Source organism: Herbiconiux dendrobii (assembly GCF_052048175.1).
Taxonomy (GTDB): domain Bacteria; phylum Actinomycetota; class Actinomycetes; order Actinomycetales; family Microbacteriaceae; genus Herbiconiux.
Genome location: NZ_JBLZQV010000002.1, coordinates 777,843 through 800,048, shown reverse-complemented (window position 1 = coordinate 800,048; position 22,206 = coordinate 777,843). Strand labels below are relative to the sequence as shown.

Annotated in this window: 22 protein-coding genes; 8 read left to right on the top strand and 14 right to left on the bottom strand. The window is 72.0% G+C overall.

Annotated elements, in window-relative coordinates; genetic code table 11:
• The first annotated feature begins 27 nt into the window (after window positions 1-27).
• From ACN4JJ_RS08670 to ACN4JJ_RS08650, 5 genes are all read left to right on the top strand, one after another.
• Window positions 28-2,745, top strand: a complete 2,718-nt coding sequence (locus ACN4JJ_RS08670) for a helix-turn-helix transcriptional regulator (protein WP_440709506.1) — start codon at window positions 28-30, stop codon at window positions 2,743-2,745.
• Window positions 2,746-2,783: 38 nt separating this feature from the next.
• Entirely contained in the window at window positions 2,784-3,077 is a 294-nt protein-coding gene (purS, locus tag ACN4JJ_RS08665; RefSeq protein ID WP_440709505.1) for a phosphoribosylformylglycinamidine synthase subunit PurS, read from the top strand.
• On the top strand, window positions 3,074-3,772 hold the full coding sequence (purQ, locus tag ACN4JJ_RS08660) for a phosphoribosylformylglycinamidine synthase subunit PurQ (protein ID WP_440709504.1): 699 nt from the start codon (window positions 3,074-3,076) through the stop codon (window positions 3,770-3,772). Before purS ends, purQ begins: the two co-directional genes overlap by 4 nt.
• Window positions 3,773-3,866: 94 nt before the next feature.
• Window positions 3,867-4,523 (top strand): Ig-like domain-containing protein, encoded by a 657-nt coding sequence (locus tag ACN4JJ_RS08655; protein WP_440709503.1) that lies wholly within the window; start codon window positions 3,867-3,869, stop codon window positions 4,521-4,523.
• Window positions 4,524-4,544: 21 nt separating this feature from the next.
• A complete protein-coding gene (locus tag ACN4JJ_RS08650) occupies window positions 4,545-5,060 on the top strand; it encodes an O-acetyl-ADP-ribose deacetylase (protein WP_440709502.1) in 516 nt (171 codons plus the stop codon).
• A 59-nt stretch (window positions 5,061-5,119) separates the two neighbouring features.
• Here the strand turns inward: ACN4JJ_RS08650 and ACN4JJ_RS08645 are convergent, their stop codons facing one another.
• Genes ACN4JJ_RS08645 through ACN4JJ_RS08615 form a run of 7 tightly spaced genes read right to left on the bottom strand, consistent with a single transcriptional unit; the run spans window position 5,120 to window position 12,395 of the window.
• Window positions 5,120-6,145: a phosphotriesterase family protein gene (locus ACN4JJ_RS08645; RefSeq protein ID WP_440709501.1), complete on the bottom strand. Its 1,026-nt coding sequence runs from the start codon at window positions 6,143-6,145 to the stop codon at window positions 5,120-5,122.
• Window positions 6,146-6,155: 10 nt separating this feature from the next.
• Complete coding sequence (locus tag ACN4JJ_RS08640; protein WP_440709500.1) at window positions 6,156-7,283, bottom strand: SIS domain-containing protein; 1,128 nt, start codon at window positions 7,281-7,283, stop codon at window positions 6,156-6,158.
• Entirely contained in the window at window positions 7,280-8,062 is a 783-nt protein-coding gene (locus ACN4JJ_RS08635; protein ID WP_440709499.1) for an ATP-binding cassette domain-containing protein, read from the bottom strand. Before ACN4JJ_RS08635 ends, ACN4JJ_RS08640 begins: the two co-directional genes overlap by 4 nt.
• Before the next feature lie 26 nt (window positions 8,063-8,088).
• The gene (locus tag ACN4JJ_RS08630; protein WP_440709498.1) at window positions 8,089-9,303 is read right to left on the bottom strand and encodes an alanine racemase; all 1,215 of its coding nucleotides are present in this window, start codon (window positions 9,301-9,303) and stop codon (window positions 8,089-8,091) included.
• An 11-nt stretch (window positions 9,304-9,314) separates the two neighbouring features.
• Complete coding sequence (locus tag ACN4JJ_RS08625) at window positions 9,315-10,292, bottom strand: ABC transporter permease (protein ID WP_440709497.1); 978 nt, start codon at window positions 10,290-10,292, stop codon at window positions 9,315-9,317.
• Window positions 10,289-11,272, bottom strand: a complete 984-nt coding sequence (locus tag ACN4JJ_RS08620; protein WP_440709496.1) for an ROK family protein — start codon at window positions 11,270-11,272, stop codon at window positions 10,289-10,291. Before ACN4JJ_RS08620 ends, ACN4JJ_RS08625 begins: the two co-directional genes overlap by 4 nt.
• A gap of 4 nt (window positions 11,273-11,276) precedes the next feature.
• Entirely contained in the window at window positions 11,277-12,395 is a 1,119-nt protein-coding gene (locus ACN4JJ_RS08615) for a substrate-binding domain-containing protein (protein WP_440709495.1), read from the bottom strand.
• A 237-nt stretch (window positions 12,396-12,632) separates the two neighbouring features.
• Here ACN4JJ_RS08615 and ACN4JJ_RS08610 point away from each other — a divergent pair, with 237 nt between their 5' ends.
• Both ACN4JJ_RS08610 and ACN4JJ_RS08605 read left to right on the top strand, forming a co-directional pair.
• Window positions 12,633-13,835, top strand: coding sequence for an ROK family protein (locus tag ACN4JJ_RS08610; RefSeq protein ID WP_440709494.1), 1,203 nt, complete (start codon window positions 12,633-12,635; stop codon window positions 13,833-13,835).
• A 40-nt stretch (window positions 13,836-13,875) separates the two neighbouring features.
• Window positions 13,876-14,397 carry a hypothetical protein gene (locus tag ACN4JJ_RS08605; RefSeq protein ID WP_440709493.1) on the top strand — a complete coding sequence of 174 codons (522 nt, stop codon included), beginning with the start codon at window positions 13,876-13,878 and terminating at the stop codon, window positions 14,395-14,397.
• 33 nt (window positions 14,398-14,430) lie between these two features.
• Here the strand turns inward: ACN4JJ_RS08605 and ACN4JJ_RS08600 are convergent, their stop codons facing one another.
• The 7 genes from ACN4JJ_RS08600 to ACN4JJ_RS08570 all read right to left on the bottom strand — a co-directional run bounded on the left by ACN4JJ_RS08600 (window position 14,431) and on the right by ACN4JJ_RS08570 (window position 21,144).
• The gene (locus ACN4JJ_RS08600) at window positions 14,431-15,870 is read right to left on the bottom strand and encodes an APC family permease (RefSeq protein ID WP_440709492.1); all 1,440 of its coding nucleotides are present in this window, start codon (window positions 15,868-15,870) and stop codon (window positions 14,431-14,433) included.
• A gap of 25 nt (window positions 15,871-15,895) precedes the next feature.
• Window positions 15,896-16,414: a DinB family protein gene (locus tag ACN4JJ_RS08595; RefSeq protein ID WP_440709491.1), complete on the bottom strand. Its 519-nt coding sequence runs from the start codon at window positions 16,412-16,414 to the stop codon at window positions 15,896-15,898.
• A 55-nt stretch (window positions 16,415-16,469) separates the two neighbouring features.
• Complete coding sequence (locus ACN4JJ_RS08590) at window positions 16,470-17,678, bottom strand: GtrA family protein (protein ID WP_440709490.1); 1,209 nt, start codon at window positions 17,676-17,678, stop codon at window positions 16,470-16,472.
• Window positions 17,675-18,733 carry a phosphodiester glycosidase family protein gene (locus ACN4JJ_RS08585; RefSeq protein WP_440709489.1) on the bottom strand — a complete coding sequence of 353 codons (1,059 nt, stop codon included), beginning with the start codon at window positions 18,731-18,733 and terminating at the stop codon, window positions 17,675-17,677. The genes ACN4JJ_RS08590 and ACN4JJ_RS08585 overlap by 4 nt, the downstream gene beginning before the upstream one ends.
• A gap of 85 nt (window positions 18,734-18,818) precedes the next feature.
• Window positions 18,819-19,247, bottom strand: a complete 429-nt coding sequence (locus ACN4JJ_RS08580; RefSeq protein ID WP_440709488.1) for a VOC family protein — start codon at window positions 19,245-19,247, stop codon at window positions 18,819-18,821.
• Between the two features lie 100 nt (window positions 19,248-19,347).
• Window positions 19,348-20,541, bottom strand: coding sequence for a MarP family serine protease (locus tag ACN4JJ_RS08575; RefSeq protein WP_440709487.1), 1,194 nt, complete (start codon window positions 20,539-20,541; stop codon window positions 19,348-19,350).
• A gap of 81 nt (window positions 20,542-20,622) precedes the next feature.
• Complete coding sequence (locus ACN4JJ_RS08570; protein ID WP_440709486.1) at window positions 20,623-21,144, bottom strand: VanZ family protein; 522 nt, start codon at window positions 21,142-21,144, stop codon at window positions 20,623-20,625.
• A gap of 326 nt (window positions 21,145-21,470) precedes the next feature.
• Here ACN4JJ_RS08570 and ACN4JJ_RS08565 point away from each other — a divergent pair, with 326 nt between their 5' ends.
• On the top strand, window positions 21,471-22,193 hold the full coding sequence (locus ACN4JJ_RS08565; RefSeq protein WP_440709485.1) for an SDR family NAD(P)-dependent oxidoreductase: 723 nt from the start codon (window positions 21,471-21,473) through the stop codon (window positions 22,191-22,193).
• Window positions 22,194-22,206: the final 13 nt, after the last annotated feature.

Below are 22,206 nucleotides of genomic sequence, written 5' to 3'. Positions count from 1 at the left end.
CATCACTGTCTGATCGTGGGGGTCGCTGTGACAGGTAGGGTGCACGGGGGCGACGGCCGGGGGTTGCGGGTCGTCGGGGCCGATCGCGAGGTCGACGAGGTGCTCCGGCGTCTGGCCGCCGGCGGGAGCGTGATCGTCACCGGGGCGCTCGGCTCGGGCAAGAGCTACTTCTGCCGGGCCGTCGCCGAGCGGTTGCGCCAGGCGGGGAACGAACCGGCGCTCGTGCGGGCGGCGACCCCGCTCAGCACCGTGCCGCTCGGAGCCCTGGTCACCTCGGGCGACCCGCGCCTGGTGCGCCTGGCGACGGACGCATCCGGTGTCCCCGGTGCGGCCGGTGCCGCCGGCGCTCCCGGTGCTGCCGGCCCTCCCGACGTTCCCGGCCCTCCCGACGTTCCGGGCGCCCCCGGCTCTCCCGCGCATCCGGCCCCGCTGGTGGTCGTGATCGACGACGCCCAGGCCCTGGACCCGCAATCGATCGAGGTGCTCGGCCGTGCGATCTACTCGCGGCGCGTGGCCGCCCTGCTCGCCCTGACCGCGCACCCGGCGGGCCGGCCGGGCGAGCGGGTGCCCGAGGCGCTGACCGCCCTCTGGCTCGAGGGCGGCGCCGCGCGGTACGACCTGCACCGGCTCGAGGCCGACGACGCCGGCGACCTGATCGCGCAGTTCGGCGGCGGCGAGCTGGACTCGGTCACCCAGACGGCGTTGTTCGCGCGCTCGGGAGGCTCGCGGATGCTGCTGCAGGAGCTCGTGCGCGACGCCCTCGACGCGAGCCAGGAGTCGTGGGACCCGCTCGACCCGGTGCGCGAACTGCCCGCCGGCTCCCGCCTCGCCGATGTGCTGGGCGCCGTGCTCGCCGAGTACAGCCCCGACGAGCGCCTCGCCCTGGCCGTGATCGGCCGGCTGAGGGGGATCGAGTTCGCCACGGCCTCCCGCTCCATCGAGCCCTCCGTGATCGAGACGCTGATCACCCGGCGTGCCGTGTTCACCGACCGCACCGCGGTGAAGGGCCTGTACGCCAACCACGCCCTGGCCAAGGCGGCCGAGAACCTGCTCGGCGTAGGCGACCTCGACGGCGCGCTCGACCACGCCGCCGTGCGGGCGCTGGCCGCAGCCGATCCGGCCTCCAGCGTGCCGATCTGCCGGCTGCTGGCCGCAAACTGGCACTCGATGCGCCCGGGGGTGCCCGGTCCGCACGCGGTGGAGCCGGAACTGCGCGGCCGCATCCTCGCCGCGGCCGCCCGCAGTGTGAACGGGCTGGGTCGGGCCGATCTCGCTGCGGCCTACGTGCAACTCGCGCGGCAGGGCGACGACGCGCCCGCCCTGCAGGTCGAGGCCTCCCGGGCGCACGCCCGCGAGGGCCGCTTCGCCGAGGCCGAGGCCGAGCTGCGGCGCCGCGAGCCCGCCGCGATGCCGGTCGCCGACCTGCGCCGGCTCGTGCGCTGGTGGTCGAGCCTCAGCGCGTGGACGCCGCTCGGCACGAGCCTGGACGACATCGCCGGATGGCTGGAGCGCGGCGGGATCGACGACCCCGGCATCTTCTGCGAGATCCAGGTGCAGCGGGCCGAGACGGCCTGCCTCGACCTGGACTGGCCCGCCGTCTCGGACCGCGCCGACGAGGTGCTCGCCGAGCCCTCGGCGGCGACCCTCGCGCGGGTGCGCGGCGCCCTGCTCTCGGCGCTGGCCGTGTCGGAGCTCGGGCGCGCCGAGGAGGGCGAGGCGACCTTCCACGCCGCCGCGCGCGCCAATCGCGATCCGGTGACCGATCAGCCGGTCTCGATCGTGGCCGAACTCACCGTGATCCTGCTGCAGGGCATCGCCGCGCTGTTCTCCGGTGTGGAGCCCGACGATCTGAGGCACCGCCTGCGGTTCGCCACCCTGCTCGCCGCGGAGCGCGACGACCGCACGGCGCTGGCGCTGGCCGGGATCGTGTCAGGCACGGTGCTCGGCGCTCTCGGGGGCGATCCCCTGCGCACCGAGATCGAGTTGCGCGCCGCCGTCGGCCGCTTCGAGCGGCTCGAGTTCGCCGTCTGGCGGCCCGTGGTGGCCCACATGCGGGCCGCGGCGCTCGCCCGGGCGGGCCGGCCCGCCGAGGCCGAGCGCGTGCTGGCCGAGGTGGACGAGCAGCTCACCCGGCCGCACCGGATGCACCGGTACACCCGCCTGGTGGCCGAGGCCGAGGTCGCGGCGGCGTGGGGCGATCTCGCCGACGCCCAGGCGATCGCCGAGCGTGCGGTGCAGGAACGGCACGCGCGGACGGCGGGTGCCGGCGCGGCCGGCAGGAGCGCCCCGTCACCGGAGTCGGCGGAAGACCGGGCACGACGCCGGCGCTTCGACCCGGCGGCATCCGGCGCCCCGGCCGGGCGCGGAACGCCGCCTCGGCCGGACTCGGGCTCCGGGCCGCGCACGGCCGGTTCCGTCACCCCGGGCCCGGGCTGGGCCGCCGGCCTCACCGCCGTGGCCGCCGCCGGATCCCTCCAGCCCGTGCCGCTTGCCGACGAGCTCACCGAGCGGGAGTACGAGGTCGCCCTGCTGGTGGCGCGACACCTCAGCAACAAGCAGATCGCGCAGGAGCTGTTCCTCTCGGTGCGCACGGTGGAGTCGCACGTCTACTCGGCCCGCGGCAAGCTCGGCGCCCGCACCCGCCGCGAGCTCGGGCGCCTGGTGGGCGGGGCCGACGGCCTGGGCACCGGCACCGGGCCGGCCGCGGGCCCCGGGCCGGGCGGGAGCTTCGGGACGGTAGACTGATGCGGTCTTCCCGTCCCCGTCCAAGCGCAGGAGCAGCCGTGCCGAAGATCGTCGTCGACGTCATGCCCAAAGCCGAACTTCTCGACCCGCAGGGCAAGGCGGTGGCCGGGGCCCTCGCCCGCCTGGGCGAAGCCGCCTTCACCGACGTCCGCGTCGGCAAGCGCTTCGAGCTCACCGTCGACGGCCCCGTCGACGAGGCGGTGCTCGGCAGCGTGCGCCGCATCGCCGACGACCTGCTCTCGAACTCGGTGATCGAAGACGTGGTGAACATCACCGTGGTCGACGGCGCCGGCTCGCACAGTGCCGATGCGGCATCCGGAGCCCTCGCATGACGCGTGTCGGCGTGATCACCTTCCCGGGTTCGCTGGACGACCGGGACGCCCAGCGCGCGGTCCGTTTCGCGGGTGCCGAGCCGGTGGCCCTCTGGCACGGCGACCACGATCTGCAGGGCGTCGACGCCGTGGTGCTGCCCGGCGGGTTCAGCTACGGCGACTACCTGCGCTGCGGCGCGATCGCCTCGCACTCGCCGATCATGCGCGAGGTCGTCGCGGCGGCCGAACGCGGCGTGCCGGTGCTCGGCATCTGCAACGGCTTCCAGATGCTCACCGAGGCGAAGCTGCTGCCGGGCGGCCTGATCCGCAACGACCACGGCAGCTTCATCTGCCGCGACCAGGTGCTGCGGGTGGAGAACACCTCCACCGCCTGGACCTCGGCGTACGAGCAGGGCCAGGAGATCACGATCCCGCTGAAGAACGGCGAGGGCGGCTACATCGCCTCGGCCGAGACCCTCGAGCGGCTCGAGGGCGAGGGCCAGGTGGCCTTCCGCTACGTGGGCGTGAACCCGAACGGCTCGCTCGACGACATCGCGGGCGTCACGAACGCGCGCGGCAACGTGGTGGGGCTGATGCCGCACCCCGAGCACGCCGTCGAGGCCGGCTTCGGGCCCGACACCGCGGCCGCCATGCGCTCGGGTGTCGACGGGCTGGCGATGTTCCGCTCGGCGGTCAGCGCGCTGCTCGCGGTCTGAATCAAGCCACGATCCGAGGTTTCTTCATTTAATCGGAGGTTTCCGGTACGATCTCCCCGGGAACGGGCGATCCGCCTACTGGAAGAAGCCTTCGATGCACCGAACTGCCCGCTCGCTGTCCCTCGCCGCCGCCGCCCTGCTCCCCCTGGCGGCGCTCACCACCGTCGCGCCCGCCGCCTTCGCGGTCACCGGGCCGATCCAGCCGCCCGTCTGCACCTATGCCGACGCGGATGACGGCGCCACCCAGACCGTCATCTCGGGCGTCACAGCCCACCTGCGCACCTTCTGCCACGGCACGACCGCACGGATGACTGCCACGGCCGCGCACGGGGACGTCAGTATCGCGAGCTCGGGTGCCCTGACCTACCGGTCCGACCCCACGTTCACCGGAGTCGACACGATCACCGTGACGGCGGTGATCACGCGCGTGAGCACCGGTCCCGCGAGCACCTTCGACGTCACCGTCGCCGGGATGGCCGAGACGGTCGACGACGAGTTCACGCTCGACAGCGCCGGTGCGGTGACCGATCGCAGCGTGCTCGAGAACGACGTGATCTCCGGCGGCCGCTGGAGCATCCAGGCCGGCGTCACGCCACCCGCGCACGGAACCCTCACGCTCGACCCGGTCACCGGCGACCTCGAGTACCACCCCGACGCCGGCTACGTCGGCGACGACGGCTTCCTCTACCGTCTGAACGGCCCCGACGGCGCCACGTCGAACGTCTCTCGGGTGACCTTCCACGTGCAGTAGCCGCGGCGTAGGGTCGGGCCCATGACCCACTCGCTGAGCGCTCGGCAGGCCGACATCACCACGGTGGAGGCCGACGCGATCGTCAACGCCGCCAACAGCTCGCTGCTCGGCGGCGGCGGGGTCGACGGGGCCGTGCACCGCCGGGGCGGGCCGTCGATCCTGGCCGAGTGCCGGGAGCTGCGGCGTACACGGTTCCCCGAGGGGATGCCCGCGGGCGAGGCCGTGGCCACGACGGCCGGTGACCTGCCTGCGCGCTGGGTCATCCACACGGTCGGGCCGGTGTACTCCGCGCGCGAAGACCGCTCGGCCGTGCTGGCGTCGGCGTACCGCCGCTCGCTCGAGGTGGCGACCGAGCTCGGTGCGGCATCCGTCGCCTTCCCCGCCGTGAGCGCCGGGGTCTACGGCTGGCCCGCGGCGAGCGCCGCCCGCATCGCGGTCGACACCGTTCGCGCCAGTCCTTACCCGGGAGAGGTGGGCTTCGTGCTGTTCAGCGCCGAGATGCTCGCGGAGTTCGAGCGCGCCCTGGCCGCATCCTGACCCGTCCGTGCTCCGCCCAGCGCCGTCCGCCGCCTGTCGACCACCGGTTCACCACCCGGTCAGGTGGATGAGCCGAGCAGTCGCGCGGGGTTGGCCACGAGCATGGTGTCGCACTGCTCGTCGGTCACTCCGCGTTCGCGCAACAGCGGCAGGAACGACTCGATGAGGTAGTTGTAGCCCTGCCGGCCGTGCGTGCGGGGATTCATCCAGACCTCCGCACCCGTGAGGTCGGAGGCGAGGAACACCGAGTCGACGCGCCCGTCGGCCACGAGCGCCGCGACCATGTCGGCCCGCTTCGCATCGGCGCGGTGGAAGGCGTTCTTCACGAACGCGCCGTCGGCGGGATCGTGCTCGGGCGGGCCGACGAAGAACTCCCAGGTCTCCTTGCCGATCGTGTCGATCGCCACGGCGACGCCCCGGTCGGCCACCGAGCGCACGAAGTCGATGCTCAGCTGCGTGTCCATGTGCCCGATCACCACGCCGCCGAGCTCGGCACCCTCGGCTTCGAGGATGTCGATCTGTTCGTGCGCCATGGTGCCGTGGGTGGTGTGCGTCATGATGCCGAGACCGGTCTCGCGCGAGGCGCGGGCGCTCGCCCGCAGGCACTTCTCCTCGTGCGGCGTGATCTCGCCGAGGCTGGTGGCCTGCTCGCCGAGCACCCCGGCCCGCACCCCGGATGCTCCGATCCCGGTCGTCGCATCCGCCACGAAGCGCGCGGTGAGCTCGTCGAGGGTCGCCTCGAGGGCCCAGCGCGGCGAGTAGGCCTCGAGGTAGACGGCGGTGCCCGAGACGACGTGCAGACCCGTGCGCCGGGCGATCTCGCGCAGCAGCACCGCGTTCGATCCGTCGTCGTCCCGGCCGACCACGCCGTAGGGGCTGATGTCGACGACCGTGCCCACACCCACACCGGCCAGCGACGACAGGGCCCGCACCGCGAGGTCGACCCGATCGTCGACCGCTCCCCCGCTCAGCCACGGACCCGGCACGAGCGACAGCAGGTGCTCGTGCACCATCACCCGGCCGAGCGACCCGGCCGGCACGGGGCCGAGCACGGTCTGGACGGTCGCGGCGGACTGATCGGACATGCGCGTCACCCTAGTGCGTTCTCGTGACCTTGTTGAGGCCGGCGGGCTGATCCGGGTTCAGCCCGCGCTCGAGGGCGAGCGCGAGGGCCAGCTGCTGCAGCGGGAGGATCTCGATCAGCGGGATGAGCTCGTCGGGCATCCGGGCGGAGGCGGGGTCGCCCGCGTCGAGACCGGCCAGCGCTATGTGCGAGCGCACGGGCGTCGAGGCGTCGAGGCCGTTCCCGCCGACCAGGATGAGCTCGCCTCCCAGAGCGGCGGCGGCGGCGCTGAAGGTGGCGACGGATGCCCGCCCGCCCGGGCTCGCGGCGAGCACCACGACGGGGGTGCCGGGAACCACCTGCCCGAGGGGGCCGTGCGTCGCATCCGCCACGCTCCAGCCCGAGGCGGCGATGGCGTTGGTCTCCATGAGCTTGAGGGCGCCCTCCTTGGCCGACGACATCGAGTAGCCGCGGCCGACCACGAGGATGCGCTGCTCGTCGCGGAGTGCGGCCGCGAGTGCCGGCGACGAGACCTCGCCGGCCTCGATGGTGCGTTCTGCCGCGGTGGCCGCCGCGTCGACCGCGCGCTCGAGCGAGGCCCAGTCGGCGCCGTGCACGCGCGAGAGCACGAGGTAGAGCGCGAGCAGTTCGGCCGTGTAGGTCTTCGTGGCGGCGACCGAGAGCTCGGGGCCCGCGGCGAGCGGCACGTGCACCTCGCTCAGGCCCGCGAGAGTGCTCGACTCGTCGTTGGTGAACGCGATCACGGCCACCCCGGCGGCCTGGGCGGAGCGCACGGTCTCGAGCAGGTCAGGCGACTCGCCCGACTGCGACACGGCGAGCATCACCGAGCTCGGGTAGCTCAGCGTCACCCCGAACGCGCTCGCGGTGGCCGGGGTGGCGAGCATCGCCGGGATGAGCAGCAGGTTGTGAGCCAGGTACTGGCCGTACTGGGCGGCGTGGTCACTCGAGCCCCGCGCCGCGAAGACGATCAGCTCGGGGTCGGTGCTCCGGATGAGCTCGGCCGCGGCATCGACGGCGTCCCGCTGGAACGCGAGCAGGTCGCGCCAGCGTGCGGGCTGCTCGGCGATCTCGGCGCGCAGATGCTCGCCCGGGGGGAAGGCGGTGGCGGTGGGCGTGGCGGTGGTGCGGGTGGGGTTCATGAGGAGAGTCCTGTGATCATGGCGACGAGTTCGTTGTGGGTCGTGTCGGCGAGCACGCGGGTGCCCACCTGCGTGCCGCGGCGCAGCACGGAGACGCGGTCGGCGATGCGGAACACCTGGTCCATGTTGTGGCTGACGATCAGGATGGCCGCGCCGCGCGCCTTGAGCTTGAGGATGAGCTCCTCCACCTTCGCGGTCTCGGCCACGCCGAGCGCCGCGGTCGGCTCGTCGAGCAGCACGAGACTCGAGGCCCAGTGGGTGGCCCGGCAGATGGCGACGCCCTGGCGCTGCCCGCCCGAGAGGTCGCTCAGGGTGGCCTTGGCGGAGGGGATGCGCACGTCGAGCGCGTCGACGAGCTGCTGGGTCTCGGTCGCCATCCTCTTGCGATCGAGGATCTTGAACGGACCCGTCGTGAGCTCACGCCCCAGGAACATGTTCATGTACACGGGCTGGTCGACCACGAGCGCGAGGTCTTGGTAGACGACCTCGACCCCCTTCGCCCGGGCATCCGAGGCGTCGCGGAAGTCCGCCGGCTGCCCGTCGAGCCAGATCTCGCCCTCCGTCGGCTGGTAGAGGCCGGAGATGATCTTGATCAGGGTCGACTTGCCGGCGCCGTTGTCGCCCACGAGCGCCACGATCTCACCGGCCTGCACGTCGAGGTCGAACCGTTTGATGGCGACGACGCCGCCGAAGTTCTTGTGGATGCCCACGAGGCGCAGCGGCGTCTCGGCGGGCGACCCGGATGCCAACGGCTCGGGGAGTGCTGTTTCGCTCGGCATGGTGGATTCCAATCTGAGAGAGCGGGTCAGGAGTTCGGGAGGGTGAGGGGCGCCGAGCCGTCGGCGGCCCAGATCCCCTCCACCCGGTGGGTGCCGGTGCCGATGCCGGACACGGCGGCGGTGCTCGCGCGGGTCACGAACACCTGGGGGCGGAAGCCGAAGATCACGGTGTCGCCGACCGTCACGTCGGTGCGGCCGTGCAACGGGATGGTGGCGTAGTAGTCGATCGCCTCGGGCGCCGGCATCTCCACGGGAAGCGCGTCGAGATCGGCCACCCGCGGAGCGGATCCGTCGGCCGGCACGACGATCGCCGAGGTCGCGACCTCGCCCAGCACGGGATCGACGTACAGACCGCCGCCGAACACGTAGGCGCGATCGTTCCAGAGGTGCGACACCTCGGAGACGTAGGCGATCGCGGGCTCCTCCACGAGGTCGGAGACCGCGTGGGCCGGGGTGGTGCCGGTGAGGCCGTGGCCCGGTTCCACCTGGGTGGCGCCGGCCTCGGCGAGCGCCTCCAGCACCGAGATCGAGGTGGTGCCGGGCGCGTTCACCTCGATGCCGGTGCGGCCGGCGGCCTCCAGCAGGCGCACCGCCTCGGAGAGGGTCGACCGGTTCGGCGTCGCTCCCGCGGTGCCGCTCGCGGCGTCGAAGAGCGTGGCCGGGAAGGTGGTGATGCCGGCGAAGCGCACCCCGGGGATGCCGTCGACGAGGTCGGCCGCCGCCACGATCTGCTCGAGCGGGAAGCCGCCCTCGTGCCCCGTGTAGAACCGGTCGCCCTCCTGCACCACGCGCAGCAGCACATCCTGCACCCGGCCCCGGCGGAGCGCGGCGGCACCGGCCTCGCGGGCCTTGGTCTCGTTGAACACGGTCCAGTAGAGCGGTTCGAGTGCGGCGGCCGTGTCGGCCTCGTGCCGCGGGATCTGCACCAGGTGGCCGAGGTGGCCGATCCGCAGTCCGCCCGAGGCCGCCGCGATGGCGCACTGTAGGTCGACGCCGACGGCGTGGGTGATCCCGGATGCGGCTAGCACGCGCGACACGTCGGGGTTGCGGCCGAGCTGCTTCGTCATCGCGAACGGCTGCAGCCCGAGCCGGGAGGTCTCCTCCACGAACGCGGAGGCGTTGCGGCCCACCGCGTCGAGGTCGATCGCGTAGGTGTTGGCCGGCAGCGCCCCCTCCCGGTGCAGGGCCGCGATGGCGTCGAGGAAGGCGGGATTGCGCCGGCGGAGGAGGTCGAGGAACATCGCGGGCCCTTCTAGCTGTTCTTCTTGCCGCGGAGCGAGAACGACACCGCGATGAGGATGATGGCGCCGCGCACGATCATCTGCTGCGACACGTTGAGTCCGGAGAGGATGAGCCCGTTGTTGATCATGCTCATCAGCAGGCTGCCGATCAGCGCGCCGATCACGGTGCCCTTGCCACCGAACAGGCTCGTGCCGCCCACGATGGCGGCCGCGATGACCGTCATCAGGTCGGTCTCGCCGAGCGTGTACCGCGCGCCCTGGAGGCGGCCGGCGTAGAGCAGACCGGCGAGGGCCGCCGTCATGGCGCTGCCCACGAACACCATGAGACGCACCCGGTTGACCTTGATGCCGCTCACCCGGGAGGCCGCCGCGCTGTTGCCCACGGCGAGCACGTGCGCGCCGTAGCGGCGCTGGCGCAGCAGGTGCCAGCCGACGAGCACGGCGGCGGCGGTCCACCACACCATGATCGGCAGGCCGAGCAGGTTGCCGCCGCCGAAGAGCCAGACGAAGGCCTTGTCGGTGACGGGAACGGACTGCAGATCGGTGATCTGGCGGGCGAGGCCGGCGACGAGGCCCATCGTGGCGAGCGTCACCAGGAAGGAGGGCAGCCGCACCCAGGTGATGAAGATGGCGTTCACGAGGCCCACGGCGGCGCCGATCGCGAGACCGGCGAGGGCGGCGATCCACCACTGGCCCGTCCCCTGCAGCACGACCCCCGCCGTGAGCGCCGACAGCGCCACGGTGGAGCCGATCGACAGGTCGATCTCGCCCGTGCTGAGCACGAAGACCATGCCGATGGCCATGATCGTGATCGGCGCGGCCTGGATGACGATGTTGGTGAGGTTGGTGGCGTTCAGGAAGTACTGCGTCTGGGTGACGGCGAAGAACACGAACACCAGCACGAAGCCGATGTAGACGACGTAGTTGCTCCACTTCACCGTGGCGAACCGGCCGAGCAGGCCCGGCTCGGTCTGGGTGGGAGTGCTCATCGGGAGAGACCTTTCTGCGCCGCGGCGGCGGCGTCGATGGCGATGGCGGCGGCGCCGATCACGGGGGCGAGGGGGCCGAGCAAGCTGATGCGGACGGGGAGGCCGGGCTGCCCGTAGCGGGCCAGCCAGGCGGTGATGCGCGGCACGAGATCCGGCCGGGAGCCGATCCCCCCGCCGAGGATCACCAGTTCGGGGTCGAGGACGGCCGTGACGGCCGCGATGCCGGCGGCCAGCCAGCGCGCCTCCTCGTCGACGGCGAGGAGGGCGTGCTCGTCGCCGTCGGCGGCCAGGGCGAAGACCTCCTCGGGCGAGAGCGCCGAACCCGCACCGAGCAGGAACCGGCCGGAGACGGCGTCGCCGGCGGTCACCTCCTCGAGCGGGCCGCGCACGTGGTTCGCCGGGTCGAGCGGATCGGCCCCCAGGGGGAGGAAGCCGATCTCGCCCGCGGCGCCCTTGGCGCCCCGCAGCAGCACCCCGTTGGCGACGATGCCCATCCCGATGCCGGTGCCGACCGAGACGAACACGAAGTCCGAGTGCCCCCGCCCGAGGCCGGCGACGAGCTCGCCCACCGCCGAGACGTTGACGTCGTTCTCGATCACGACCGGGTGGCCGAGGAGTTCCCCGAGCCGGCCGGCGAACGGGGTGCCGCCGAGCGCCGTGAGGTTGGGGGCGAGGTCGAACGACGCACCCGTCGCATCCGGAACACCGGCGCCGCCGACCCCGGTGGCCGCGATCCTGTCGATCGCGACCCCGGCGGTGGCGCAGAGCTCGAGCACGAGGGCGTGGATCTGCTCCATCGCCTCGGAGCCGTCGCTGCTGGTGCGGATGCGCTTCTCGGCGAGCAGCTCGCCCGCGATCGTGGCGATCCCGGCGCGGATCTTCGTTCCGCCGAGGTCGACCCCGATCACGTGGTCGCGCGACGGGGTGTCGCCCGCCCGCCCGTCGTCGCGGAGCCCGGTGCGCTGTGTCGTGCTCGTCACCTGACTACTCGGCGCTGACGGGCGCCGCGGTGCCGTAGTCGAGCATCCAGCCCTCGTCGAGGTTGTCCTTCGTGACGGCGATCGGCTCGGAGGCGACGAGCTCGGGCGCCGGCTTGTCGAGGACGCCGTAGGCCGCGGCGATCGCGAGGCCCTTTCCGATGCCGATCGCGCCGTTGCCCACCATGCCGACCACGGGGCCGTCGGCCGCCATGTCGGCGGCGAGGGTGGCGTCGAGGTCGTTCGTGACGACCTTGACGTCGCTGCGCCCCGCATCGCGCAGCGCCGCGAGCACGCCCTGGGCCGCGGTGGCCCACGGCACGTAGATGCCGGTGATGTCGGGGTTGCGGGCGATCAGGGCCGCGGCGATCTCCTGGGTCTTCGCCTCGTCGGCGAAGCCCTCCTCCGCGGCGATCTCGATGTCGGGGTAGAGGAACGACATCCAGGCCTTGAACGACTCGTCGCGCTGGTTCGTGAACCAGAAGTCGGCGTCGTGGTACATGTACGCGATCTTGCCGCTGCCGCCCAGGGCGTCGCCGAGCAGTTCGGCGTTGATCTTGCCCGCCGCGGCGAGGTCTTCGGTGACGATCGACACGTACTGGTCGCCCGCCTTGTAGTCGGCCGGCGGGGTGGTCATGATCACGAGCTTGACGCCCGCATCCACCGCGGGCTGGAAGGTGGCGGCGGCCGAGACGGCGTCGACGGCCGTCGTGACGATGATGTCGGGGTTCAGAGCCAGCACGGTCTGCAGGTTGTTCGCCTGGGTGGCCGAGTCGAAGTTGGCCTGCGTGCTCGCCACGACCTCGATGCCCAGCTCGTCGAACTCGGCCCTCGCGCCGTCTTCCACGGCCGAGACGAACTCGGAGGACGTGTGCCAGACGAAGGCGGCCGTGAACTTGCCGTCCTTGACCGTGGTGGTCTCCTCGTCGGTCAGCGACAGCTCGCTGAGCGCACCGGGGGTCTCCCCGCCGGGGCCGACGAATTCGAGGCTGGGCTCGGCCGCCGGGGTCGAGGGGGCGTCGTCGCCACCGGCGGAACCGGAGCCGGCCGAGCAGCCGGTGAGAACCAGAGCGGCGGCGGCAGCGACGACCAGGAGTCGGGAGCCGGGTGAGATCGTGCGTTTCATTGGGGGTGTCCTATCCACGTGAGCGTGCGGTCCTGCCGATGGGCCCGTGGAGCTGTGGGGCGCCGTCGTCGTCGACCTCGTGGACTCATTTTGATTTCATCGCGCAATCAAAGTCAAGGCGCAGTTGTTACGATTGTGTTTCGCCCCGGAATGACGGCTCCCGAATTCGTGTCGTCGGGATGCGATAGAACTCACCGTGAACTGAAATACTGTCGAGGCGAGTATCGAAGGGGCGGTATGGTCCAGGACATCCGGGAGCTGAACCGCTCCGCCGTGCTCACGGCGCTGATGATCCAGCGCCCCGCCACCCGCAAGCAGATCGCGGAGTCGACGGGGATCTCCGCCGCGACGGTGACGCGGGCGATCGATCAGCTGATCGTCGACGGCATCGTCTCGGAGGTCTCCGAGGTGGTGGTGGAGAAGCGCGGCCGGCGCGCCATCCTGCTCGATCTCGTCGCGGCGAGAGCCCTCGTCATCGGTGTCGACCTCGGCGCGTCGAGCACGCGCATCATCGCCAGCGACCTGCTGGCCACCCCCCTGGTGGCGATCGAGATCCCCACCCCCGCCGACCTCGGGGCGGCGGAACTCGCCCTGTGGCTGGCCGAGCAGGCGAAGGCGGCGATGGGCGACCGCTGGGACGCGGTCGCCGGAGTGAGCCTCGGCCTCCCGGGCGCGGTGAACCAGGGCGAGCGCTCGGTATCGAACGCCCCGAACCTCCGCCAGGTGGAGGATCCGGCGTTCTTGACGGTGTGCGAACTGGCCCTCGGCCTCCCCCTGCACGCCGACAACGACGCCAACCTCGCGCTGCTCGGCGAACTGCGCTTCGGCGCCGCTCGGCACACCCCCTACGCCGCGATGCTGAGTCTGGGCGCCGGCCTCGGAGTCGGCATCGCCATCGACGGGGCCATCCTGCGCGGCCGGCACGGCCTCGTCGGCGAGTTCGGCCAGATCCCGGTCGGTGCTCACGGCGAGCGCCTCGAGAGCTTCACCACCGGGCCGGCGCTGATGGCCCGGGCGGCGACGGCGGGGGTGCGCCTGGAGTCGCCCGCCACACTGTTCGCCGAACCGGCGGCGGGAACGGATGCCGCGACCGGGCGCGCGACGGCCGAGCTGCGGGCCGACTTCGATCGGGCCCTGGTGACCGCGCTCACCGCCATCGCGGTGTCGAGCGAACCCGAGACGATCGTGCTCGGCGGGGGCATCGCGAAGTCGCTGACCGCCGATCTCGGCGCCTATCAGAAGCGTCTCGAACAGACCATCCGCATCGCCCCCACGCTCACGAGGGCGGAGCTGGGCGACTTCTCGGGAGCCGCCGGCGGCCTCGTGGTCGCCCTGCACGCGATCTATCTCTCCCTGGGCGTCGACCCCGCCGCGTTGGCGACCCTCCCCCAGTCCACCGCCCTGACCCCCGAGAGGATCGTCCAGATCGCCGCGATCTGAGGCTTGCACAGCCCCCCGGCCCGTCCGTTACTCTTCTGCAATGACCGAGCCGGACTTCGCCGCGACCGACCTCCCCACGACCATCCGCGCCACGGTGACCCGCCGCACGGTCGTCGGTGCCGCGTGGGCCGCCCCGGTCGTCGCCCTCGCGGTGACCGCCCCCGGTGCCGCCGCCAGCGACCTGCGGCCGCTCCTCTCCGGTCGCGCGGACGGGCCGACCGAGTATCCCGAGTCGGGGTCCTCCGTCTTCGGCGTGTATGTCACGAACACCGGTCCGGATCCCATTCCGGCGGGCGCGCTGGCGGCGATCCTGAACGACAGCGACCCCCGATACAGCTTCTCGGGGGTCTCGGGGCTGCAGTGGGATTACTCCGACTCCTTCCCCGATGGGAAGATCTCGTTCTCGTACCTCTACGAACTCGCCCCGGGAGAGGAGTCGGGCATCCTGCTCCTGCTCATCGACAGCAACGATCGTTCGCAGGTTCCCACGCCCGTGGCCGACCTGATCCTGACCGCACCGGGATTCCGGGCGGGAACCGTGGCCCTGTCGATCGTCTACTGACGGTTCAGCGCGGCCGTCGAGCCGCCCGAGACCCTACTCGCCCTTCTCCACGGCGCTGAGCGCCTGCGTGTCGAGCGCGGCGGGGCCGCCGTAGCCGCGCGCGCGCCGGTGCAGGAACGTGATGGCCCAGAGCACGAGGCCGAGCACGAGCAGGATGCCCGCGATCGTGTACTGCGCGGCCGGGCGACCCGAGGTCCACGGCAGCACCAGCGCCACGCAGACGACCGCGCCGACGATCGGCAGCGCGGTGGGCGTGCGGAAGTGCTTGTGGTCGACCGTCTTGCGCCGCAGCACCAGCACGCACACGTTCACCACGGCGAACACCGCGAGCAGCAGCAGCGAGGTGGTGCCCCCGAGCAGCACCGCGATCGGGTTGGCCGGGTCGATCGACACGTAAGCGGTGAGTCCCAGGGCGATCACGGTGGTGAACAGGATGGCGGCCCACGGCGTGCGCCGCTTCGGCAGCACCTTCGACAGGAACGGGGGCAGCACGCCCTGCTTGCTCATGCCGTAGAGCAGACGGCTGGCCATCATCATGTTGATCAGCGCCGAGTTGGCCACGGCGAAGAGCGAGATGAACGGGATGAGCGCCGAGATCGGGAAGTCGGGGGCCGCCGTCTGCACCACGGTCACCAGCGGGGTGTCGTTGCCGGCCAGCTCGCCGACGGGCACGATCGCCACCGAGACGATCGAGATGATCACGTACACCACGGCCGTGATGCCCAGCCCGGTGAGCATCGTGCGCGGGAAGATCTTCGTGGCGTCCTTGGTCTCCTCGGCCATGTTCACCGAGTCCTCGAAGCCCACCATCGCGAAGAAGGCGAGCGAGGTGGCGGTGGAGATGGCCAGGAACACGTTCTTGTCGTCGGGCGTCGCGAACGCGACCACCCGCGAGAAGTCGGCCTGCCCGCCGAAGATGGCGAAGAAGCTGATGAAGATCACCAGCAGCAGACCGGAGAGCTCCACCAGCGTGAGCACCACGTTCAGGCCCACGCTCTCGGCCACGCCGCGCAGGTTCACCACGGCGATCAGAAGCATGAAGGCCAGCGCGATCACGAGGGCGAGGCCGGGGCCCTTGCCGAGCCCGAAGCCGATCGCGAAGTTGCTGGCGAAGGCACCGGCCGCCGCCGAGGCCGAGGTGATGCCCGAGGACATCACGGTGAAGCAGATCAGGAAGGTGACGATGTGGATGCCGAACGCCTTGTGCGCGTACAACGCGGCGCCGGCGGCCTGCGGATACTTCGTCACCAGCTCGAGGTACGAGCAGGCCGTGATGGTGGCCACAACGAAGGCCACCAAGAACGGCAACCAGGCCGCCCCGCCCACCTCGGCCGCGACCTGGCCGGTGAGGGCGTAGATCCCGGTGCCCAGGATGTCGCCGATGATGAACAGCAGCAGGAGCTTGGGGCCCATCACCTTCTTGAGTTCTGGCTGCGTCTCCGAGGTACCGGTCGACGTCGACGTCGTGGTCATGAGCCCAGCATGGCCCCGGATGCGGCTACTCGCCCGTCGCCCCGTCGAGCAGTTCGCGCAGCACGTCGATGTGGCCGAGGTGCCGGGCGGTCTCCTCGGTGAGGTGCAGCAGGATCCAGCGCAGCGAGTACCGGCCGTCCTCGGCCACCGAGCGGTCGTCCAGATCGAACTGCGCGGCCACCTCGCGCGACTCGGCGCAGGCGGCCTCGTAGTCGGCGACGATCTCCGCCAGGCTGTCGCGCTCGATCACCCGGAACTCGCCGTCGGGGTCCTCCGCGCTCCACCGCGAGCGCAGCAGGGTCTCACCGGCCATGTCCTCGCGCATCCACGACCGCTCCACGTCGGCCAGGTGGCGGATGAGGCCCGACACCGTGGTGAGGCTCGGCAGCAACCGGCGCGCCGCATCCGCATCGCTGAGCCCCGTGGCCTTGTAGACGATGGAGGCCCGCTGCCAGTCGAGGAAGCCCTCGATGCTCGCGCGTTCGCCGCCGCGCTCGGGCGCCTGTGGTCGTTCGTCGGGCCCAAGCGCCCCGCTGCTGCTCATGCCCCGACGCTACTCCCACCCCGTCCCTCCGTCGAGAAGCCCCGAATCGCCGCCCTCACCGACCCGGAGCGGCCATCTGGGACGCCTCGACGACGGCAGGGGCGGCGGGAGGGATCGGGGCAGAGCCGGGGTGCGGGGCCGCGGAGCGCGCGCGGCTGAAGACGAGACGGCGCTGCAGGAGGAAGCCGGCCAGGTAGAGCAGGGTGTCGGTTACGAGCTTGGCCGCGAGCAGGGGCACCCCGATACCCGTGGCGAGGTCGAGCAGACCGTAGCTCGCGCTCAGCAGCACCACGGCGAGAGCGGCGTACCGCAGCGCGTCGCGGGCGACCGGGCGTCGCCGGCGGGCGCGGAACACCAGCTGCCGATTCACTACGAAGTTCACCGAGGCGCTCGCGAGCCGCGCCCCGATCACCGAGAGCAGCAGCGACCCGGTGGCCGCGAACAGCACCGCCAGCATCGTCAGGTCGATCGCGAAGGCCGCCAGCGACGAGGCCGCGTAGCGCAGGAACGGCCGCATCACCCGCAGCGAGTCCCGCACGGGGCGGAAGTGGGACGACGCGTTGTGATCGAGGTACACCGTCTCGATCGGCAGCTCCCGGATGCCGTAGCCGGCGGCGCCGGCTCCGAGCAGCGCGTTCAGCTCGTACTCGAAGCGCTCGCCCTTCACCTCCCTCAGCCAGGGCAGCATCCCGGCCGGGTAGCCACGGAGGCCCGTCTGCGTGTCGCCGACCTCGAGACCCGTGGCGAGTCGGAAGGTGCCGCGCGCCACGGTGTTGCCCAGGCGGCTGCGCAGCGGCACCCGCCCGGTGAAGCGCCGCCCGCCGATCACCATCGTCGAGCCGGAGGCGGAGCCGGAGCCGGAGCCCGCCACCGATCCGCTTGCGCTCGCGTCCGGCGCCTCGCCCGCCCCCGGCACCACCCCGGGCACCACCCCGGGCACCGCGTCGGCGAGCTCGGCCGCCACGCGCAGGATGTCGGCGACACGGTGCTGCCCGTCACTGTCGGCGCACACCACCGCCTCGTGCGGATGCTGCGCCTGCACCCACGCGAACCCCGCCTTGAGCGCGTACCCCTTCCCGTGGTTCACGGGGTAGCCGATCAGCTCGGCGCCGGCGTCCCGCGCCTGCCCGAAGACCCGCGCGAACGTGGGGCCGCTTCCGTCGTCCACCACGAGCACCGAGACTCCCGGAGCGGCGGCGCGCAGCTCGCGCACCACCTCGACGAGTCGCGCATCCGGTTCGTAGGCGGGGATGAGCACGATCACGAGCCCGCGGCCGATCCGCTGGAAGTGGCGTCCGTGGCATCCGTCGCCGCCGACTCGTCTTCGATGTACAGGATGTCGGAGGTGCCGCGCTCGGTGCCCGTGCCGAGCGGATCGTTCACGAGCGAGCCGTCGAAGTACATGGTGGAGGAGCCGCCGCCGTCGAGGTTGTAGGCGGTGGTGGCGCCGAGCGACTGCATGATCTCGGCCAGGCCGGTCATCGTGACGCCCGCGCTGTAGCCGGGGCTGCGGCCGTCGACCACCACGAACACGAGGTGGTTCGTGTCGATCACGCCCACGGCGGTGCGCGGCTGCTCGCCCTGGATGGAGTGGTTGCCGAGGTTGGTGTCGACCTCGACGTCTTCGATCCCGTCGACGACCGCCCCGTCCTCGACGATCGCCGGGCCGAAGCTCAGCGTGTTCCAGACGCCGTCGGCGACCAGCTGATCGGCCGTGGTGGCGGTCTCGTCGTACACCTCGACGGTGCCGTCGCGGTAGAAGGCGAGGCCCTCGCGGGCCCCCTCGTCGCGGTAGACGACGCCGTTGCGGATGACGATGCCGGTGTCGCGAAAACCGTAGTAGTCGCCGTTGATCGCGAAGATCGCGTCGTTGTCCTCCGCCGTGTCGGAGGTGGTCTCGGTGATGTTCTCGCCGAAGGAGTTCTGGGCGAAGGCCGAGCGCAGCACGGTCGCATCCGTCAGCGTCACGTCGGCCACGTAGTAGGTGACGGTGTCGTCGCCGGTGCCCGTGGTGACCGTGGAGATCTGGATGGCGGCGTCGTCGGAGCTGTAGCTCGTGCCGCCGCTGACCACGCCGGTTCCGGATGCCGACGAGTCGGTGCCGGAGTCGGTGCCGGTTCCGGATGCCGAGTCCTCGGCGAGCGCCGACTGCTCGGCCTCGTAGGCGTCGACGTCGGAGATCGCCACGTGCGCGATCACGTAGCGTTCGAGCGCCCACGTCGTACCCACGCCGAGGGTGAGCGCGACGCCGAGCGCCGACGCGATGATGACGTTACGGCGGCGGAACCACCGCCTCTTCCTGGTGTCTGTCTGTCGCATCCTCCCTTGCTACGCGCGCATCACAGGCGTGAGGCTGGCGGGAGGTCTCAGCACCCTATGAGCCCCTATGGACTCGCCATGAGCGCTACTCGGTGGGGCTGTCGGGCGTGCCGCCGCCGTTCACCATCCAGTTGATGCCGAACTTGTCGGTGAGCTGCCCGAAGTAGTCGCCCCACGGCGCCTTCTCCATCGGCACGAAGACGGTGGCGCCCTCGGAGAGCCTGTCGAAGTAGCCGCGCAGCTCGTCGATGTCGTCACCGCTCAGCGAGACGGTGATGTTGTTGCCGGGAGTCAGCTCCATGTGGGCCGGCACGTCGGAGATCATCAGCACCAGGCCGCCGTCGGTCACCAGCTGGGAGTGCATCACGAGCCCCTCCTCGCCGGGCGCGACGGGCATCCCGAAGTCGGCGAAGGTGCTGCGGGTGATCGAGCCGCCGAGCACCGACCGGTAGAAGTCGCCCGCCTCGGCGGCCTGGCCGCGGAAGTTGATGTACGGGTTGAGGTTCGTGGTCATGGCGGGCTCCTCCGGTCGATGATGAGCCCACGGTAACAGAGGATGTGGACGCTGTACACATGCGATCGGTGAACGGTGTTCACGCTGGCCCGGAGGCGGGTCAGCCCGCGCAGGCTCCGGATGCCACGGGGGTGGTGGAGCCGGCCGCGGCGAGCACCGGCGCGATCTCGTCGAGGGTCATCGCGTAGCCGGTCTCGGCGTCGATCGTCGAGCGGGCGAAGACCACGCCCACCACCTGGCCGTCCGCGTCGAACAGCGGGCCGCCCGAGTTGCCGGGGCGCACGGTCGAGCGCAGGGAGTAGATCTCGCGCGTCACCGCATCCTGCTCGTAGATGTCCCGGCCCACGGCGTCCACCACCTCACGCACCCGCGACGACACGACCGTGTACGCCCCGTTCTCGGGGAAGCCGGCGACGACCGCCGGGTCGCCCGAGGCGAGCTCGGTGCCGAGCGGCAGCGGGTCGAGTCCGAGGCCCGGAACGTCGAGCACCGCCAGGTCGCGCTCCGGGTCGAAGACCACGAGCGTGGCCTCGAGCAGTTCGCCCACGCCGCTTCGCTGCACGTAGAGCTGCTCGGATCCGGCCACGACGTGCGCATTGGTGACGATCCGGTCGCCGGCCACGACCCAGCCGCTGCCCTCGGCATCCGATCCGCAGCCCGGGGCGGAGGAGAGGATGCGCACGACCCCGTCGGCGGCCGCGTTCACGGCGGCGGGCACGTTCGGATCGGGCTCGGCCGCGCCCTGGATGGTCTCGGAGCCGAAGGCGAACACCTCGGGGAAGCCGGAGTCGTCGAGCGTGTCGCCGATGGCGGCCAGAGCCGTGGAGGAGGGGATGGGCGAGATGCTGTTCAGGGTCGACACCACGCGGGAGGATGCCACGAGCTGCGTCACCGGCATCAACCCGGTGGTCTGCAGGAAGCCGGCCAGCAGCCACACCACGACACCCCAGGTGACGAGTCCGAGCGCGGCTCCGCCGAGCGAGTCGATCCCCCGCCCGATGCGCACCACCCCGATCACGCGCCGCAGCAGCCGGGCCACGACGCCCAGCAGCGCGATGGCGAGCGACATGCACAGCAGCAGCACGACTCCGGCGGCGATCGCGCGCTGGATCGGGTCGGCCCAGCCGAGCTCCGCCAGCCAGCTCACGATCGGCGGCGCGACGGCCGTGGCCAGCCACGCCCCCGCGACGATGCCCACGAGCGACGCCGCCGTCACCAGAGCCCCGCGCCGCCAGCCGCCCAGCACGGCCAGCAGGGCGATCACGAGCAGCACGATGTCGACGACGATCTCCATAGACCGCCCAGGCTAGCCGCCGCGCAGTTCGCCCGGCTGGGAAAGGCCGGGGACGCCCGGGGACGGCCGCCGGCCGCCGCCTCAGAAGCGGGGTGCGACCGGCCGGCCGACCCTCGTGCGGACGGCTGCGGCTCGCGCGGCGATGCGCCGGAGGCCGCTCGCGACCGCCCAGCCGAGGCAGGCGCCCACGGTGTTCGTGATGACGTCGTTGATGTCGGCGGTGCGGCCGAGGTCGGTGAGGTACTGCGTGATCTCGATGAAGAGGGTGAGCGCGAGGGCCAGTGCGAACACGCTGCGCAACCGCGTGCCGGTGAGCGCCAGCAGCAGTCCGAGGGGCACGAAGACGGCGACGTTCAGCACGGCGTCGACGGCGGATGCCGGCCCGTCGACAATCAGCGGAACCAGGTTCAGCCGCACCCCCAGCCCCGTGCCCGGCCGCAGCGTCATGAACAGCACCGACACCGCCCACAGCACCACCAGCGGCACGACCGCCCGCGCCCGGGCGGGCCGGGCATCGGATGCGGCGCGCACCACGCCCACCACGGCCAGCGTGCCGAGCACCCCCGCGAACAGGAGGTTGAGCAGCAGCGTGAGCGAGACCATGATCGCCCCAGCCTGGCAGCCCCGCCCGCGCGCACCCTGAACGTCAGCAGTGCCCTACCTATGAGGTGAGGGCGCTCACCCAGCGAGGACCCGAACCCGACTCGAGCCCGCCCGGAGCGAGGCCACGGGACGGCAGGCCGCAGGCCGTACCCGCCGACCCAAGGTGAGCGTGTGGCCGAGGGATGCGACCGCAGGCCGCGTCCCTCGACCGCGCGCTCACATGTCGCGTCGCGCCGGGCAGGGACCGGCGCGACCCGGTGACGCCGAGCGAAGCCCGGCGCCACCGGCAGAACATGCCAGCCCGGCGCCACCGGCAGAATACATCTATGGATCTGCACCTCGACTCGAAGGTCGCCCTCGTGGTGGGCGGCACCGGACTCATCGGCTCGCACGTGGCGGAAGCGCTCGCCCAGGAGGGGGCCACCGTGGTCGTCGCCGCGCGCGACCCCGAGCGGCTCGGCGCGCTCGCCGAGCGCCTCGGCGCGCGGGTGCACGCGCATCCGGTCGACACGAGTGACGACGAGTCGGTCGCCCGCCTCGTCGCCGACGTGCTGGCCGAGCACGGCCGCATCGACTCCCTCGTCATCACCTCCGCCCCCTCGGCCACCACGCTGGACCGCTCGCGCGATCGCGACCCGGCTCAGATCATCGCCGCCGTCGACACCAAGGCGCTCGGGTTCCTCCGTGTGGCCGAAGCGGTCGCGCCGCACATGGTGGCCGCCGGCGGGGGCCGCATCGTCGGCCTCAGCGGCCAGAACGCCCGAAGCTCGGCCTCGATCACCGGTTCGGTGCGCAACATCGTGCTGATCACCATCGCCAAGGGCCTCGCCGACGCCTATGCGGGCACCGGCGTCGGGGTGAACGTCGTGAATCCCGGGGTCGTGCGCGAGGACGCGTCGACGGATGCGCCGGCGGTCGGCGCGGCCGCGGAGTCGACCCCGCACCAGGTGGCGTCGCTCGTGGTGTACCTCGCCTCCCCAGCCGCCGCCGCGGTGTCGGGCGAGTCGATCGCCGTGGGCCACAAGCTGCGGGGTATCGCCGGCGCGTAGTCGGATGCGGGGA